The sequence below is a fragment of the Amycolatopsis saalfeldensis genome, from assembly GCF_900110575.1.
GTDB lineage: Bacteria > Actinomycetota > Actinomycetes > Mycobacteriales > Pseudonocardiaceae > Amycolatopsis > Amycolatopsis saalfeldensis.
The window spans coordinates 25,420-40,356 of the sequence record NZ_FOEF01000034.1; the positions used below are offsets into that span (position 1 = coordinate 25,420).

The following is a 14,937-nucleotide window of genomic DNA, read 5'->3' on the forward strand; positions in this document are numbered from 1 at the left end:
TCGACGGATCCGTCAACAGCCGGGTTGACCCAGATGAATGTCGAGAGCATCACGCTGTTCACCTCGTCGGAACAGCTTCACCAGCGGCACTGCCATTGCGGTCGTCACCAGCGTCATCAGCACCAGGATCGCGAACAACGCCGGGCTTAGAATGCCCAGCTGGCGCCCAACGTCGAGCACGACCAGCTCGGTCAGGCCACGGCAGTTCATCAGCGCACCGATCTGTCCGGCCGTCCGCGCCGGAGCGCCCATCGCGCGAGCGCTGAGCACGGCCCCGCCAAACTTGCCTAGGACCGCGACCGCGACGACCAGAACACACCATCCCCAGAGACTGCCGTCAATGCCGAGCAGCCGCAGGTCGGTGCTCAGCCCGCTGATCGCGAAGAACAAGGGGAGCAGCAGGGTCTTCGTCACGCCGCCGATCATCGACGTCACCCGTTTGGCGACGACGGACTCACGTGGCAGTGCAAGTCCGAACAGGAACGCACCGAAAATCGCGTGCACACCGATCCACTCGGTGCAGGTCGCGGCCACTAGAACCCCGACGAGGACCAGGTGCAGCGCCCCGCGTCCGCCGGCGCCGCCGTCCGCGCCGAGCAGCCGGCCCAGCGCCGGACGCAACGCCCACAGCACGCCGGCGAAGGCGGCGGTGAGCACGATGGTCACCAGCACTCCCAGCACCGACGACGCGGTGGCCACGGCGACGACCAAGGCCAGCAGAATCCAGGCGGTTACGTCGTCTACCAGCGCGCAGGTCATCACGAGCGCCCCGATCCGCTGGTGGTACATCCCCAGGTCCAGCAAGATCCGCGCAAGCACCGGCAGCGCGGTGATGCTCAACGCGACCCCGAGGAACAACGCGAACGGGAGGAACCCGACCCCAGGCGGGGAGAACCGGGCGAAGGCGGCAACGGCGAGCAGCACACCGAGCAGGAACGGCGCCGCGATGCTGACATGGCTGACCACGAGCGCGAGGCGCCCGCGGCCACGGAGGCGGGCGACGTCGAGTTCGAGCCCGGCGAGGAACACGAACAGCACCACGCCGATCTGGGCGAGTACCTGCAACTGGGCGAGCGTGGGATCCGGGATCAGCCACTGCCGTGCCGCTGGAGACACCGAGCTCAGTAGCGTCGGGCCGAGCAGGATTCCCGCAGCGATCTCACCGACAACCGCTGGCTGCCCCACCTTCGCGACGAGCGTTCCGACTGCCTTGCACACGACTACGATCAGCGCGATCGCCAAGAACAGCCGCGCATACGGGTGCACGGTCGCCGCGATCGACATGGCCCGGCCTCGCCCGCCGCCGACCGCAATAAGCAGCGCGGTGGCGGCCGCCGCGGGCAGGACGACCAGGCTCAGATAGATCACGACCGTGCGGGTACCGCTGACTCGTCCAGTGCGGGTGGCGGTCATGACGTTCCCTCGCTTATCCCTGTTATCACAGCGACTTCACCCGCCGTGCCGCTTCGCGGACGATCTGGTCGGACTGGGCGATGCAGAGCCGGACCGTGTCGGGTGCGCTGTTGAACACGACTCCCGGCATGCCGACGACTCCCGCGTCGGCCAGCCGCTGCCAGGCGTCGGATCCATCGCGGGTGCGCACGAACACGTACGTGCCATCAGCGGCGGCGACGGCGATCAGGCCGCGGGATGCGGCGACGGCGTCGAGCAGTTCCCCGCGCAGGTCATCGAACCTGGCGATCCGGGTATCGAGTTCGTCCTGAGTGGCTGGGTTGGACAGGATCCGCTTCGCCAGGTGCTGGCCGGGACGGCTGCTCGACATCGACAGGTGCGTTTTGACCCGCGTAGCCGCGGCGAGCATCGCGGGGTCGGTGGCCACCAGGCAGCCGACGCGCGCGCCAGGCAGGCGCAGCAGCTTGGACAGGCTGAAGACGAGGATGTCGTGGGCGGCGAGTTCGGCGGTGAGATCCGCGATGCGCCTGCCGGCCAGCGACATGTGGGAGATGTCCCAAACGGTCCAGCCGTCGTCCCGCACGGAGATGCCGGGCGTGGTGATGATCCCGGTCGGGTTGTGAGGGGTGCACACGACGACCGGTTCGCCCGCCCGGCGGCGAGGCGGGACGCCGGGGACGTCGTAGTGCACCACCCGCAGGCCGACGAGCCGTGCCAGCTGCTCGAAGCCGGGGAAGGCCGGCCGCGGCAGCAAGACGGTGTCACCGGGATCTGCGACGCAGGTCAAGGCCAGGAACAGCGCTTCGCTGCCACCGGTGGTCACCAAGACCTGATCGCCGGCCACCCCGATCAGGGCGCCGAGGATCGCGCGCAGTTCGGGATCGCCGGCGACCCCGCCGTAGGAGCTGAGCTCGTCGGCGCTCAGGCCGGGTTGCGCCAGCATCGGGACGGCGGTGGCCAGCGGGGGCGAGTTGTCCCCGCGCAGGTCGAGCTGACCGGCGGGGACGACATCGTCGTAGTCGTAGGTCACCACCGCGGCGGCGCGATGACTGATGCAGGTGTGCATGCTCAGCGCTCCGGATGCCCGGCTTGCCACGCTGCGTGCAGGTCGTCCGGGCGCAGCGAAGCCAGCTGGGCATGGACTGTCACCAGCCACAACGCGGCGAGTTCGACGTCGATGTGCTCGTCGTCGGCGAACTGCCGCAGGGCCTGCTCTTCCACCGGGGTCAAGTTCAGCGCCGCGCAGGCCGCGGGCACGAGGGTCCCCGGCGGACGTCCTGTGACCGTGCCCAGCCGATTCCGGCTCGCCAAGAAGCCTGGGAGCGTGGCTGGCGCCGGATGTCCAGGCAGGCGATGGCGCAGCAGCACCAGCTCGGTGGCGAGGTTGCCGGCCCCGGGCCCCAGGCCGAGCAGGGCGCAGTCGATGTGGGTGGCGCCGGCGTCCACGGCGGCCAGCGCGTTGGCGTAGGCGAGGCTCAGGGGGTTGCGGGCATGGAACCCGAGCTCGGCGTCGAGGGTGTCGGTCAGCCGGTTCACGAGCTCCTCGACTTGATAGGGCAGCAGCGCCCCGCAGGTGTCGGCGACGAAGAGAACGTCGGGGCTTGCCTGCGCCTGGATGGATTCGCTGTGGCGGCACAACTCGGAGATGGTGTATCGGGAGGCAAGGGTGACCGAGACCGTGGTGGTAAGCCCGGCCTCGCGCGCCCGCGCAGCCAGCACCACGATGCTCGAGAGCCAGGCCGGGTGATATTCCAGCCGCAGCGTGGCCAGCCCGGCCTGCACGTACGGCGCGAAGTCCAGCACCTGCTCGAGTGTTCGGGGGTGCACCGTCGCTGCCAGCCGCAAGCCGGGATGCCGGGCGGCGGCGACGTCGTCCGGGGTCAGGAAGCTGCCGACATCGGGGACGGTCGTGGAGTGCCCCGGCAGAGTACCGCCGAGGTAGCCGAGGTCGACCATGTCCACGCCGAGTGAGGAGAGCGCTGCCGGCACCGTGCTGTAGACATCTGCAGGCCAGCGGAAGCCGGCGTCAGCTCCGCCGTCACGTAAGGTGACGTCGAGCAAGGTGCCCATGAAGTCGGTGCGGCACCGCAGCGGGTGGGCGAACTTGTCGTACATCAGATCCTCGGACTGTGGTCATGACGGCGGATGGCGGCGAAGCGGTAGAGGGTCTCGAGTTCCGGTTTCCGGTGTCCAAGCCAGGCTGAGAGTTCGAGTGCCGTCTGAAAGTCGCCCTTGCCCCACCAGTCCCAGCGCGGCACAGCGAGATGGCGCCCGCGTCGGGAAACGGATACTCGGACAAACCCTGGTAGGGCCGGGCTTCCGATTCTTTTCCGTGGGCCACCATCTCGCTGTGGATCATGGGGTCGCAGCTCGGAAACGGCGTGCCGAACGCAACTCCACCTGATCGGTTCGCTTGTCCAGCAACGTTTTGTCAATCGCTTGCGCGTTGCTGGTGCGTGGTCGTGGTGTCGGGAAGTCGCACGAGCTACGGATGGTGTTACGGCCACGATTGCCGTTCACCGATTTTGTGACGTGGCGCTACACAGCCAATTTCACTCCCGGTAAGTCCATGGCGAACGTGGCCGCACACCGGTGGAGCCGTTCCGCGAGGCCTGCCGGGGCTGCTGGCCAGCCATGGAGTGACGGCGAGCCCTGGTGGCGGTGCGCCTGCCGATGTTCCGGCTTCCTCACGTCGTCACGCCTTCCTGTCGCGGGCCAGCGGTGCACGGCGGCCGCCCGGGGATCGGGGGCACCTCGGGTGGCCGCCGTGCGTGCGGCTCCGCCTGGACGGGCACCGCGTTGTGTTCGTGCGGCTTCTACCCTGCAACGGATCACTGCGGCGCGACAGCGGCTGGTGTCAAGGCCCGTCCCAGTGGCGTCAAGTTCGCCCTCGGCGCGGTGGAGACACAGCGAGTGGGAAGGTCGCTACGCTGGGACATCGCGAACGCCCGTCCTACCGTCGACTGCGAAGGAACGTGCTGGTGATACCGGTTGTCAAGTGGTCCGGCCGGGAGGCACGGGCACTGCGCAACGCCCGACGGATGGGGGTTCGCCAGTTCGCCAAACACCTCGGCTACACCGCCGCCGCGGTGTCGTACTGGGAAGCACGCGGATCGGACGCCAACCTGCGCCAGAACACCCAGGAAGTGCTCGACGCCGATCTCGCACTCGCTCCCGAAGACGTCCGGGGGCGCTTCGAACAAGCCTTGAAGGCGGACGAGGACGAGATGGACTCCGACACTCTCGGCACCAGTTCGTCCGCGCGGACCCGAGACCTGCTTCCGCAGTTGCGGAACCAGTTCGCCCGCAGCCTGGACTACCAGGCGCCCGACGGTGCCACCGGCCGCGTGCGCGACTTTCTGCGCTCCTCGGCGCGGGTGTATCTCCTGGCCGGCCCGGCAGGGGTCGGCAAGACCCGGCTCGTCTACCAGCTCGTGACCGAGCTCGCCGGGGCAGCCGACTTCCAGCTCCACACAGTCGGATCATGGGAGTTTGGCAGCCTGGATCTGGCCGTGGAGATCCTGCGCTACAGCTCCGTGCCGAAGGAGAACGACGCCCTGCTGACACTGGAGGCCGAAAGCGCTCGGCTGCGCCGGCCTTGCCTCGTCGTGATCGACGGGATCAGCTCCCAGAGCCAGTTCGATCGGGTTGGTCGCCAGCTCGACACCATCCTTCGCCAGGTGACCACGGGCTGGCTGAGGTTCCTGCTGGTCCTGCGCACCCCGCCGGCCGTGGAGACCAGGGCCCATCCAGTGCTCAACGCCGCCATCTTCGACCCGCCATCCGGTCGGGACCAGGGACCGCAGCATCTGCTCGGCCCCTGGGACATGGTCACGGCCCGGCAGATCTGGAACTCTTCCCGCGCCGGCGACGGCCCGCCGTTCGAGCACCTTCCCGCGTCGGTCCAGCAGCTGACACGGCTCCCGCTCTACATGCAGCTGGTACTGACCTCCGGGGACGGGACCGCCGCCGCGGACGGCAACGCCTATCGGCTCATCGACCACTGCGTCCACGCGATCCTGCGCGCCGAAGGCCAGGACAGCGAGTCCGTGATCGCCGAGCTGTCCGACATCGCCGCCCGCCAGACCGCCGACCTCGTCCCGGCCGGACTCACCGTCGGCGCGCTCAGAGAAGATCACGACACCCATCGGGACGAGCCCAGCCGGATCTCGACAGCGGTACTGGTGCGCACCCCGGCGGGCCGTGTCGAATTCACCCACGACGTCCTGCGTGAATACTTTCTCGCCACCCGCATCGCGGGGCTGCTGCGTGATCGCGGCCGATTGGTTCCCACGGTCGGAGCGCTCAACCACCTGGCCGATCAGGCAGTGCACTCCGCCGCCGCCCGCACCCTCTTCGAGCTCGTGATCCACTGCCTCGATGACGTCGACCGGGACCTGCTCGGTCTCGCCGCGATGTCCCCGACCATCGCGACCGGCACGACCCTGCCGCTCATGCTGGCCATCGCCGGAGACATCGGCAGGTTCGCCACCCCCGACGTCCTGCGCGCCTGCGCCCAGCGTTGTGACCAAGACACCGCCCTGGAACTGGCCCGAGCGCTACTCGCGACCTCCGCGGTTTATCCCGCCCTGGGAAGCGACTGCCCACAGTGGCTGCTGAGCCTGCTGCGCCGGTTCGGCGCCGCGATCTGGCGCGCAGTGATGACCTTCATCGAGCTGAACCTCGACGCGGCGGCCGTGCGAATCCTGCTCGACCTCGCCGACCTCGACATGGGCGCGGAATCCATCTTCTTCGCCCGCTACTACTTCCTGTTCATCGGCGACGACAGCGTGACCAGCGGCGCATTGGAGCGCCTGCTCGAGCACCAAAGCTGGCGGGTGCGCGCCGGTCTCGCCGAAGCACTCCGCGACGAGCACTCTCCCCCGACTGGAACCAGCCGCACCGTCATGGACCGCCTCGTCGCCGACGCCGACTACAAAGTCCGCGCCGCGGCGGCGCTCAGCCTGCACCGGGTCACCCCGGCACCCGCGCGTCGCTACCTCACCACCTTGCTGACCGACGAGAACTGGCATGTGCGCGAGCGAGTACTGCACGACCTGCTCACGGCACCCCGCCCCCCTCGGATCCTCGCCGAACTCGCCGACACCGCGGCGGAGACCATCGCGGCGGAACCCAGCTGGACCCATTGTCCCGCCCACGTGCGGCCGATGCTCCAGAGACTGCGCCTGACCCACGGACCTCATGACGCCGTCGACGACTCGGCCGCCACAGGGCAAGCGTTGTTCGCGATGCTGCGGGAAACCCGCACCGGGTGGACCAGCCTGCCCAAGCCCGTGTTCACCGCAGTCGTCGAGATCGCGCGCCGGAGCCCGAACTGGCTGGTGGTGCGCGAGGCGGCAGCCCTCGACGAACCGGTGGCGGCCGATCCGAAACCGGGCGGGCTGGACGACCCGCGGATGTACCGGGAATCCTTCCGGCGCCGCCGCGGCCACCGCTCACTCCAGGTGGCGCTCGATATGCACGACCTGGACGACGCGCTCATCGTCGCCCGCGCGGCAGGGCAGGCGGGCGTCGACTTCGTCGAGGTGGGAGATCCGCTGATCAAGCGCGTGGGACTGCGGGCCGTGGAGCGGGTGAAACGGGAGATTCCGGACGTGCTGGTGGTCGCGGAGATGATGTCCGCGGACTGGGGCCGCGACCAGGTCGTGCTGGCGGCCGAGGCGGGCGCGGACGTCGTCCAGCTGATCGGCCCGGCCACGATCGCCAGCGTGGCGGCCGCGGTGGAAGCCGGGCACCGGCTCGGCGTCCCCATCGTCCTGGACGCGCCCACCGCCCTGCTCACCCAGCCGTGGGTGGCTGCGATGGAACGCGCCGGCGTCGACGGATTCACGGTCACCACCAACATCGACGTCGGCATCGGCAGCCGGCACTCCCTGGCGACCGCCCGGTCCATCCGTGGCTGGACCCAGCTTCCGGTCGCGGTGTCCGGCGGGTTCAGCGCCGCCGACCAGACGATCATCACCAGCCGGGACTGGGACATACTCATCGTCGGCCGCAGCGTCGCCGACGCGGTCGACCCCGGCGGCGCCGCCCGCCGCATCGCCGAATCGGTCCGCGATCACGACGAAGGAAGCCGATGAAGATCACGCCACTGCGTCAGGAGCTCATTCCGCAGGTCATCGCCCTGATGGAACTCGGCGAGCCGTACATCCGCGCACGCACCTACTCCGACTACTGGGGCTATGCCACCTTGTTCGCCTCAACGTGCCCGGTGGCGCTGGCCGGGGACGACGTCGCCGGCGCGGTCATGGCCTTCCGCAGCCAGGAAGACCCACGCGACGTCTACGTCCAGGACGTTATGACCCACCCGGATCATCGGCAGCAGGGCGTGTCGAAGGCACTCATCGCGGCCGTGCGGGACCAGGCGATCAGCTGGGGCTGCTCCCGCCTGTATCTCACCTCCGAGCCGGACAACACCGCGGCCCAGGCAACCTGGCAAGCCCTCGGCTTCGTCAACGTCCCCGGCGATCGTGACGTCGACGGTGTTTCGGTCACCTCAGATTTCAAGGGACCCGGCAAGGACCGCGCTGTCTACCAGCTGGACCTGCCCTAAACGACTCACACAGAGCCGTCAAGAGACCGGTCAAGCCGTGTTGCACACGGCCTGACCGGCCTCCGTCAGTTCCGTCCGAAGGGGACACGGGTGGCCTGCTCCGCCAGCGGGACTATCCGACTGCCTCAATCAGCTCGCGTCGCTGCCGGTCACCGAGCCCTCTGATCCGGCGCGAGGGCGCGATGTCGATCTTCTTCATCAGCTCGCCGGCGCGAACCTCACCGATGCCCGGTAGCGCCTTCAGCACGGCAGAGACCTTGGTCTTCTGGGTCACGAGGTCGTCCTCCGCCTTCTTGAACACGTCGGCGAGCGTTATCTGGCCCGACTTCAGCGCGATCATCATTTCCTTGCGCGCGGTGCGAGCCACCTTGGCCACCTCCAGTGCGGCCTTTCGTTGCTCGGGAGTCAAGGTGGGCAGTGCCATGGGGGAGCTGATCCTTTCGGTCGGTGCCGCGTCGTGTTCGCGCGGCAGAGAGGGTCTCACCATCGTGGACCATGGGGCTTGGTTCATGCGACAGGGCGCCGGGGGAGCGGTTCTACGCCGCGGTCAATCGCGCGGCCGGCGTCGCGATCGTCGGATCCGCGCCGTCGTTCGCGGAATTCTTCGCAGCCCTGCCGCACTCTCCGGTCAGGGGCGGGGGGCGGCGACCTGGTGGCTGGTTCGGCAGTTCGGTGATGGAGGCGGTGGTCATCGTCCGCCAGCGTGGTCCGAAAGCCACCGGGAAGGTGCTCTGCGCCAGGCTGTGGTGCTCGTAGTGCATGACCTTGCCCTGGACGGTGTGGCCCTCGAAAACCGCTGTCACCAGCGTGCCGATCCACGGCAGCGTCGGGGCGACTCGTGGCCCGCTCACGTCGGTGGTTCCTGGGTCGGATGGGACGGCGGGATGTCGCCTGGACCGGTTACAGGCCACTCGCGCAATCTCTTGAGAACTCGCTCCATGAACGGGATCTGCGGGCGCTGGAGATCGAGCGGTGGGCCCTGGTCCCGGACGAGCGGTTCAACGCTGGGGGCCAGAGGAACTGCCGGGGGAACGTAGGTACGCAGCCCACTGGCGCGGAAGGCGTCTTCGGGAAGCAGGTATTTCGGCACCGTGGGTGTCTGCATGATGTCGGTGAACTCCTTGGCATCCACGAATCCGGCCAGGGCCAGGTATTCGGTGGGGATCTGGTCGGTTTTGGCGTGCGCGGGCGTGGCCCGTGCGGCGGCGGAAAGGGTCAGCTCGACGTCGCGGCACGCGCAACGTGGGCAGGCGCAGGTTCGCCGGGTCAGGCGCACGGCTCCGGCGGGGAGCTCAAGCGCGGCGTCGGTGGCGGCCACGCCCCAGGAGTGTTGCTCGCGGGTGCAGCCGGAGCAGCGCGGGGAGTCGGGTTGCACGGCATGGGCGGTCTAGAGCGGCAGTAGCGTTGTGAGTTGCGCCCGCTCAGCGTCGCTGAGGTCAAGGCGGTCCAGGGCGTCTATCTCCGGGATCTCTTTCGCGCCAGGCAGGTCCGGGAAGTACCTCGCGGTCGCGAGCCGGGCCGCGTCCCACCTGACTGACCACGCCGTGACGCGGCTTCGCCACCGGAACACGTAGTCCGGTTGTACGTCACGCAATTCGACGGCGACGGTATGCGTGATCCGGAACTCGGGGATATCCAGGTCGCGCAGTGCCAGGGGGCCGAAGTGCTCGGCCAGGACACAGCAGACGAGCAGGACCCTGGCCCGCTCGACCGCAGCATCTGTTGTGGCGGCGTCGGTTTCGGCCATCACTCGACACCGTCCTGTGTGGACTCCGGGTCGTAGGATTCGGCGACCTGCGATCTCCACATGACGAACCCGTGTGTGCACTCGTAGGCCTTGTCGGCCGGCTTCCAGGTCGCGCAGCTGTGACCGCCGATCGTGAAGCGCACCCCCAGTCGCACGATGGGGACAAGCCTGGTGGGTGTTGCGGCAGTGGTCTGAGCCATGGAGGACCAGCTCCTCGTGGTTGTCGGTCGTGGTCGGGTGGTGCTCCGCGCCGGATCGGGGAAACGCCGGACTGTGGCGGCCGCCTGCGCGGTCTCGAGCGTTGGTGACCGCCCGGGACCGCGTCGTCGTCACGGCGCTCCGGCGCGGAGCACCTGCTTGGGGTGGGAGTGGGTACGGTGAGCGGTTGCTTCCGCGCACCACGGCCCAGCGGACGGCCTGGCGTGCTGACCTGGGCGCTGTGTGCGTGCCATGTGTGCCTCTCCCAAGGAAGTTGATACCCCTCAACTTCTGACGGGATTTTCGTCCATGGACGAAGTTTAGGGGTATTAACTGGATGCTAGGCCGTGCTGACCAGCGCAGTCAAGGGGTCTAAACTCTCGGGGGTGAGCGCCGACCGTGACTTCGATGAACTGCGACGTGACCCCGATCCGCTTCGCCGCGGTCGCCGGGCGACCGAACTGATCGAGCAGTACAACCAGCTCGGCGTCGAGCTTGCTCGAATCCGGCGGCACGCGATCGACTGCGCCCGCAGCGAGCTCGACATGAAGGACACCGACATCGCCCCGAAGATCGGGCTGACCAAGAGCCGGCTGTCGCAGCTGATGAAGAAGGCACCCGTGGTCGAGCGCCTGTTCTTCGGGCACGGTCCGGTCAGTATCAGCGTGCCGTACCGGTACCAGACCACGGACCGGGAACGGCCGCTGATCGCCGCGGAGGACGCCGAGACCGCCGACCAGCTGGCTGACCTGCTCAGTGCGATGGCCTTCGTGACCACCCGCCATCAGATTGAGCCCGATCGGGAGACTCTTCCCGACGGCGACACCGTGGTCGTCTGCGGCCCGAAGTCGGCGCCGATCGGCGCCTCGCTGCTCGAGGCCGATCCAGCCCTGCGGATGACCCAGCACGGGTCCCGATGGTGGATCGAAGAGGTCGTCACGGGTACGCGACACGGGTCGCCGACCGACGAATCGTCGCCTCAGGCTGGCGACGTCGCCTACGTCGCCCGTCAGATCCGAGACGGTCGGGTGGTCGTGCACATCGCCGGAATTCACACCATCGGGTCGCTCGGCGCCGCGCACTATCTGACCAACAACCTCGCGGCACTGTTCACTCTCACCGACGACACGTCCTGCTCGATGGTGATTCGCTGCGTCCTCGACGATCGGCACGTCACAGCCAGCGAACTCGTCGCCGGCCCCTTCACCTGGTGAGCGCGTGGACACCGTCACCTGCCAGCTTCCCGCGATCCACGCCAGCGACGACAAGATCGCCACCACCGAAAACGCCGTGATCATGCTTGATGGTGCCTCGGCGTTCGTGCCCGTGCCGGTACCTCCGGCGGTCTACGCCGACGAACTCGCCACCTGCCTCACGCGGGAACTCGTCCGCACGCCCGGCGACGATCTGATCGAACTCCTCGCCGCTGCCATCCACGACGTCGTCGGGCAGCTGGATCTCCGCCCCGGACAATCCCCCTCCAGCACCGTCACCATCCTGCGCGCCCATCACGGCTGGCTCGACGTCCTGCTGCTGGGCGACAACCTCGTTGTCCTGCCCGGGACAACGCTGACCGACCCGAGGCTGAGCCAGCTCGATCTCGAGCCCAGCAGGCACTACCGGCAGCGCCTCGCGCATGGCACTGGATTCGACGACACCCACCGCGCCATCCTGCGCGAGCTGCAGACCCAGCAAGCCGCCCGGCGCAACCGAGCGGGCGGATACTGGATCGCCGAGGCGGATCCCGCAGCCGCGCGCCACGCCCTCACCCGCCGCTTCCGGCTCGACGACATTCCCTGGGCCGGGCTGGCAACCGACGGTGCCTACAAACCCATGCGGCACCTCGGGCTCGACGACTGGCCGCGTCTGGCGACCTGCGACGCAGTCGAGCTGCAGCGGATCCTGCGCCGATGCGAAAACTGGGAAGCTTGCCGCGACCCGTCGGCGATGAAACTGCCTCGTGCCAAGCCGCACGACGACAAGAGCATCGCGTTCGTGCGGTTCACCGACTGACGTGACCAGATGTTCCATAGTGGACATTCCTTTGCTATCCGCATGTGTGGCATCGGAACGGGGATCTCCTCTGCCGATCGTCAGGCGTCATCCTGTGTGCGTGGTGCTCTGGCACCGCGTCCGCACTCGGAGACAACCGCCGTTCGAAAGCGCCGCCGTGCGTGTGTTGCCCTCGTGCGGGCTTCCCGCGGCCGCACCAAAGCGCACGGCCATTTCGGCGTGGGTCGGGATCGTCTCGTCCCGCGGGATCATGTGCGGAACGTGACCGAGTGATTGCGCCTGGCCAGCGATCTGAGGCGCTGGGACTCGGAGTTGGCGATGGCGCGGCACCTGATACCGATCGGTTGGCCGATATGAACTGCGTCACCCTGGGCAAGATGCCGATCAGGCCCTTACCAGCGCGGACAACGAATTTGGGAGTCGAATCCGCAGTTGCCCGCGACCCCAGTGTTTGCCCGTTGGGGATGTATACCTGCAGTAACTCCAGGCCGTCCGTCAGACTGACATCGTGGTCGACGACGTAACAACCGAGCTGGACGAGGACTGGATCGTCTGGGGAATCGAAGCAAGAGACCCCTCGCGGCTGACTCAGCCAGGAATTGGTGCGCGCACGACCCAGTCGCTCACGGAGATGTGCGAAGCGGCTGGCTGCGTCTACCTCGGCTGTGTCGATGACGACTCTCACGACCTCACGCCCGAGGGCACCTACTACCGCTGGCTGGTGCGCATTCCGCGAGCCGAACATCAGCGGCGCACCGACAACGACGTCCCGTTCGCCGTCGCTGCGCTGACGGACTATCTGCGCAGCCTGCTGCCCGATGGGGTTGAAGAGTGGTTCATCCGGCTCGACCCCGACCGCACCCGCCGCCTTGCGATCAGCGACGCGATGCGTGAGGTCTACGCGGACCTGCTGCGCCCAGTGGAAGACACGCTGCTCGGGCTGCGCAGCGATGGCGCCCAGCAGCGCGCCCCGCTGGTGAATTTCTGGGCCGCCGACGACGACTACCTCGCCGGCGACTACGCGTTGTGGCTGGCCAAGGACCGGGCGGCCGGATGCGCGCCGCGCCCTTGGCTGGTCCTCAACGTGGGCGTGTCGGCCTCGGCGCAATGGTGGACGACTCCCGCCGGGCGGGACATGACCCGCTACGGGCACAACCCCGGCACTCCGGTGCTGTTGCTGCCACGTCCGAACAGTCCAGTGTGGAAGGCCGCAATTGCCAGCGGCACCAGCGTCCCGGCAGGTGGGGTGTCCGCCCACTATGAATGGCAGGCCGGTGACGGTGCAACGCTGGCGGAGCGCCTCGCTCGGGAGCTGCCCTTGCTGTTCCCCCACCTCGATGCCTCTGGGTGAGCCGGCCCGTTCATATCGGGCTGATCTCGGGTTGTCCTCGATGGTCACGGTCCTCACTCTCGGATCCGTCGCAGATTCGACAAAATGCGGTCGCGAAAAGCCGCATCGTCGGCGGTGCGCAGCGGCGATGGCGGGGGATCTTGATCGGTCAACGGCCACCGCAACTGCTCCAGCATCACGGCTGGGAAGACGATCGTCGGCGGTCCCGACTCCGGCCTAACGTGCCGCGGCTCGCTCACCTCAGCGGGTGGCTGCACCGGGGTAGCGGGCGTGAACAACCCCGCCGCGCTGCTCAACGGCGCCGCTGGTGTTCCCCAATATGCCTCAGGGGGAAGATGGGTGCCGGGACGACGGCGAGGGAAGAGCGCGGACATGCAACGGGTCCTTCGCGGAAGCGGGATTCGAGCAGGAACGGGCGCGAGGCCGCGCGGCCCCTGCTACGCGGGGATGCCGACGTTGAGATCAGCGAATTCGCGAGCCAGCGCGGTGCACCGCGCGCAGTGATCCAGATGCGACTCGACTTTGTCCGACTCCTGGGAGTTCAGGTGCCCGCGAGTCCACTTGCCGAGGTTGTCGACGACGTCCTGGCACTGGGTGTCTCCGGCCGCTCGCTCGGCGTGGACCTGCAGAAACGCATCACGCAGTCCCCGTCGGGCTCGGTACAGAAGGGCTGAGACGTTCTCCGAGGTCAGGCTCATCAGCGGCGCGATCTCGGCTGGGGTGAGCTGCTTGATCTCACGCAGAAGCAGCACGGTGCGCCAGCGATCGGGGAGAAGTGCGAAAGCCTTGGCCGCCAGGCGCTCCTCGAGGTTGGCGAGTTCAGTGTCGCGGAAGTGCACGACCAGCTCGTCGCGGTAGCCCAATCGGTCGCTGAAGTCGCCGATCGGCTCGACCTTCTTGTGCTTGCGGGCGTGGTCGTAGGCGCAGTGCCGCAGCGTGGTCAGCAAGTAGGAGCGGAACGCGGAGTCAGGCCCTTTGCCGTCGCGCAAGAGGTCGAGAATCTTCTCGAATGCTTCCTGGACCAGGTCCTCGGCGACGGCGTGTGAGCCGGACAGCCGGCGGGCGAGGAAGCTCGCGGCGGTCTCGTGACGAGCGTAGAGCTCGCCGAATGCCTCGATCTTGCCGCGGCGGACCGCAGCGATCAGATCTGCGTCGCCGCGGGCCTTGTCCAGCTGCAGCGGCTTGCCGAAGACGACCTTCGCGGTCGCGGCGGTGTCGGGCATTGGTCGCGCCTCCCCGTCCTGTGAGCCAGTACCGGTCACCAGCCGTCGTCGGGTGGTTCACCCGATCACCATCGCCAGTAACGCCCCTACAGTAACGTTACTGCGTGGGGTTTTGCCTAGACCTTCGCTCACCTCGTCATCCATTTGCAGTAACGCGGGTGCCGGGGAGCGGGACCGCGCGCCTGACCGTCACGGTCGCGTCGACGCATGCCCCGGGGAGGCGCCGGGGATGCCCGGCCACGTAGGCCAGGGCAATGATCACCATGTCGTCCCGTCGGCCGCCCGGTGATCACGTCCAGGTAGATGACCGGCCGGCTCCGCGCAGACCCAGCCGTCATGCTCGGAATCCGGAGGAGTCGGGCCGTACCGGTCCCCGCACAGCGCGAGCGCGCTCCACGGGACCGCCTGGCCCGCGCAG

The 14,937-nt window shown here is 68.2% G+C and carries 14 protein-coding genes; 5 read left to right on the forward strand and 9 right to left on the reverse strand.

Features of this window, described 5'->3' with window-relative positions; all coding sequences use genetic code 11:
* Nucleotides 1–12: 12 nt before the first annotated feature.
* Genes BMY97_RS42620 through BMY97_RS42630 form a run of 3 tightly spaced genes read right to left on the reverse strand, consistent with a single transcriptional unit; the run spans nucleotide 13 to nucleotide 3,528 of the window.
* On the reverse strand, nucleotides 13–1,413 hold the full coding sequence (locus BMY97_RS42620) for a cation:proton antiporter domain-containing protein (RefSeq protein WP_091628962.1): 1,401 nt from the start codon (nucleotides 1,411–1,413) through the stop codon (nucleotides 13–15).
* A 25-nt stretch (nucleotides 1,414–1,438) separates the two neighbouring features.
* Nucleotides 1,439–2,479: a pyridoxal phosphate-dependent aminotransferase gene (locus tag BMY97_RS42625; RefSeq protein ID WP_091628964.1), complete on the reverse strand. Its 1,041-nt coding sequence runs from the start codon at nucleotides 2,477–2,479 to the stop codon at nucleotides 1,439–1,441.
* Nucleotides 2,480–2,481: 2 nt separating this feature from the next.
* Nucleotides 2,482–3,528 carry a beta/alpha barrel domain-containing protein gene (locus BMY97_RS42630; RefSeq protein ID WP_091628965.1) on the reverse strand — a complete coding sequence of 349 codons (1,047 nt, stop codon included), beginning with the start codon at nucleotides 3,526–3,528 and terminating at the stop codon, nucleotides 2,482–2,484.
* Nucleotides 3,529–4,394: 866 nt separating this feature from the next.
* Between BMY97_RS42630 and BMY97_RS42635 the strand changes: the two genes are divergently transcribed.
* Together BMY97_RS42635 and BMY97_RS42640 are read left to right on the forward strand one after the other, a co-directional pair.
* Nucleotides 4,395–7,514, forward strand: a complete 3,120-nt coding sequence (locus BMY97_RS42635) for an orotidine 5'-phosphate decarboxylase / HUMPS family protein (protein ID WP_143086483.1) — start codon at nucleotides 4,395–4,397, stop codon at nucleotides 7,512–7,514.
* Nucleotides 7,511–7,987, forward strand: coding sequence for a GNAT family N-acetyltransferase (locus BMY97_RS42640; protein WP_091628968.1), 477 nt, complete (start codon nucleotides 7,511–7,513; stop codon nucleotides 7,985–7,987). The genes BMY97_RS42635 and BMY97_RS42640 overlap by 4 nt, the downstream gene beginning before the upstream one ends.
* A 112-nt stretch (nucleotides 7,988–8,099) precedes the next feature.
* On the opposite strand, the gene mihF is transcribed toward BMY97_RS42640, so the two are convergent.
* The 5 genes from mihF to BMY97_RS42665 all read right to left on the reverse strand — a co-directional run bounded on the left by mihF (nucleotide 8,100) and on the right by BMY97_RS42665 (nucleotide 9,934).
* Nucleotides 8,100–8,411, reverse strand: coding sequence for an integration host factor, actinobacterial type (gene mihF / locus BMY97_RS42645; RefSeq protein ID WP_091628970.1), 312 nt, complete (start codon nucleotides 8,409–8,411; stop codon nucleotides 8,100–8,102).
* 112 nt (nucleotides 8,412–8,523) lie between these two features.
* Complete coding sequence (locus BMY97_RS42650) at nucleotides 8,524–8,838, reverse strand: hypothetical protein (protein ID WP_091628972.1); 315 nt, start codon at nucleotides 8,836–8,838, stop codon at nucleotides 8,524–8,526.
* Nucleotides 8,835–9,305, reverse strand: a complete 471-nt coding sequence (locus BMY97_RS42655) for a hypothetical protein (protein ID WP_091628974.1) — start codon at nucleotides 9,303–9,305, stop codon at nucleotides 8,835–8,837. The genes BMY97_RS42650 and BMY97_RS42655 overlap by 4 nt, the downstream gene beginning before the upstream one ends.
* 69 nt (nucleotides 9,306–9,374) lie before the next feature.
* Entirely contained in the window at nucleotides 9,375–9,734 is a 360-nt protein-coding gene (locus BMY97_RS42660) for a hypothetical protein (RefSeq protein WP_143086484.1), read from the reverse strand.
* Nucleotides 9,734–9,934, reverse strand: a complete 201-nt coding sequence (locus tag BMY97_RS42665; protein ID WP_091628977.1) for a hypothetical protein — start codon at nucleotides 9,932–9,934, stop codon at nucleotides 9,734–9,736. The genes BMY97_RS42660 and BMY97_RS42665 overlap by 1 nt, the downstream gene beginning before the upstream one ends.
* A gap of 384 nt (nucleotides 9,935–10,318) precedes the next feature.
* Here BMY97_RS42665 and BMY97_RS42670 point away from each other — a divergent pair, with 384 nt between their 5' ends.
* From BMY97_RS42670 to BMY97_RS42680, 3 genes are all read left to right on the forward strand, one after another.
* Nucleotides 10,319–11,146 (forward strand): hypothetical protein, encoded by an 828-nt coding sequence (locus BMY97_RS42670; protein ID WP_091628979.1) that lies wholly within the window; start codon nucleotides 10,319–10,321, stop codon nucleotides 11,144–11,146.
* 4 nt (nucleotides 11,147–11,150) lie between these two features.
* Nucleotides 11,151–11,945, forward strand: a complete 795-nt coding sequence (locus BMY97_RS42675) for a hypothetical protein (RefSeq protein ID WP_091628981.1) — start codon at nucleotides 11,151–11,153, stop codon at nucleotides 11,943–11,945.
* A gap of 508 nt (nucleotides 11,946–12,453) precedes the next feature.
* Complete coding sequence (locus tag BMY97_RS42680) at nucleotides 12,454–13,296, forward strand: hypothetical protein (protein WP_143086485.1); 843 nt, start codon at nucleotides 12,454–12,456, stop codon at nucleotides 13,294–13,296.
* 437 nt (nucleotides 13,297–13,733) lie between these two features.
* Here the strand turns inward: BMY97_RS42680 and BMY97_RS42685 are convergent, their stop codons facing one another.
* Nucleotides 13,734–14,519, reverse strand: coding sequence for a sigma-70 family RNA polymerase sigma factor (locus BMY97_RS42685; protein WP_091628984.1), 786 nt, complete (start codon nucleotides 14,517–14,519; stop codon nucleotides 13,734–13,736).
* Nucleotides 14,520–14,937: the final 418 nt, after the last annotated feature.

Coding starts and splice junctions, on each gene's coding strand:
- BMY97_RS42620 (WP_091628962.1), bottom strand. CDS start 1,413: ATGACCGCCACCCGCACTGGACGAGTCAGCGGTACCCGCACGGTCGTG.
- BMY97_RS42640 (WP_091628968.1), top strand. CDS start 7,511: ATGAAGATCACGCCACTGCGTCAGGAGCTCATTCCGCAGGTCATCGCC.
- BMY97_RS42685 (WP_091628984.1), bottom strand. CDS start 14,519: ATGCCCGACACCGCCGCGACCGCGAAGGTCGTCTTCGGCAAGCCGCTG.
- BMY97_RS42665 (WP_091628977.1), bottom strand. CDS start 9,934: ATGGCTCAGACCACTGCCGCAACACCCACCAGGCTTGTCCCCATCGTG.
- BMY97_RS42660 (WP_143086484.1), bottom strand. CDS start 9,734: ATGGCCGAAACCGACGCCGCCACAACAGATGCTGCGGTCGAGCGGGCC.
- BMY97_RS42625 (WP_091628964.1), bottom strand. CDS start 2,479: ATGCACACCTGCATCAGTCATCGCGCCGCCGCGGTGGTGACCTACGAC.
- BMY97_RS42630 (WP_091628965.1), bottom strand. CDS start 3,528: ATGTACGACAAGTTCGCCCACCCGCTGCGGTGCCGCACCGACTTCATG.
- mihF (WP_091628970.1), bottom strand. CDS start 8,411: ATGGCACTGCCCACCTTGACTCCCGAGCAACGAAAGGCCGCACTGGAG.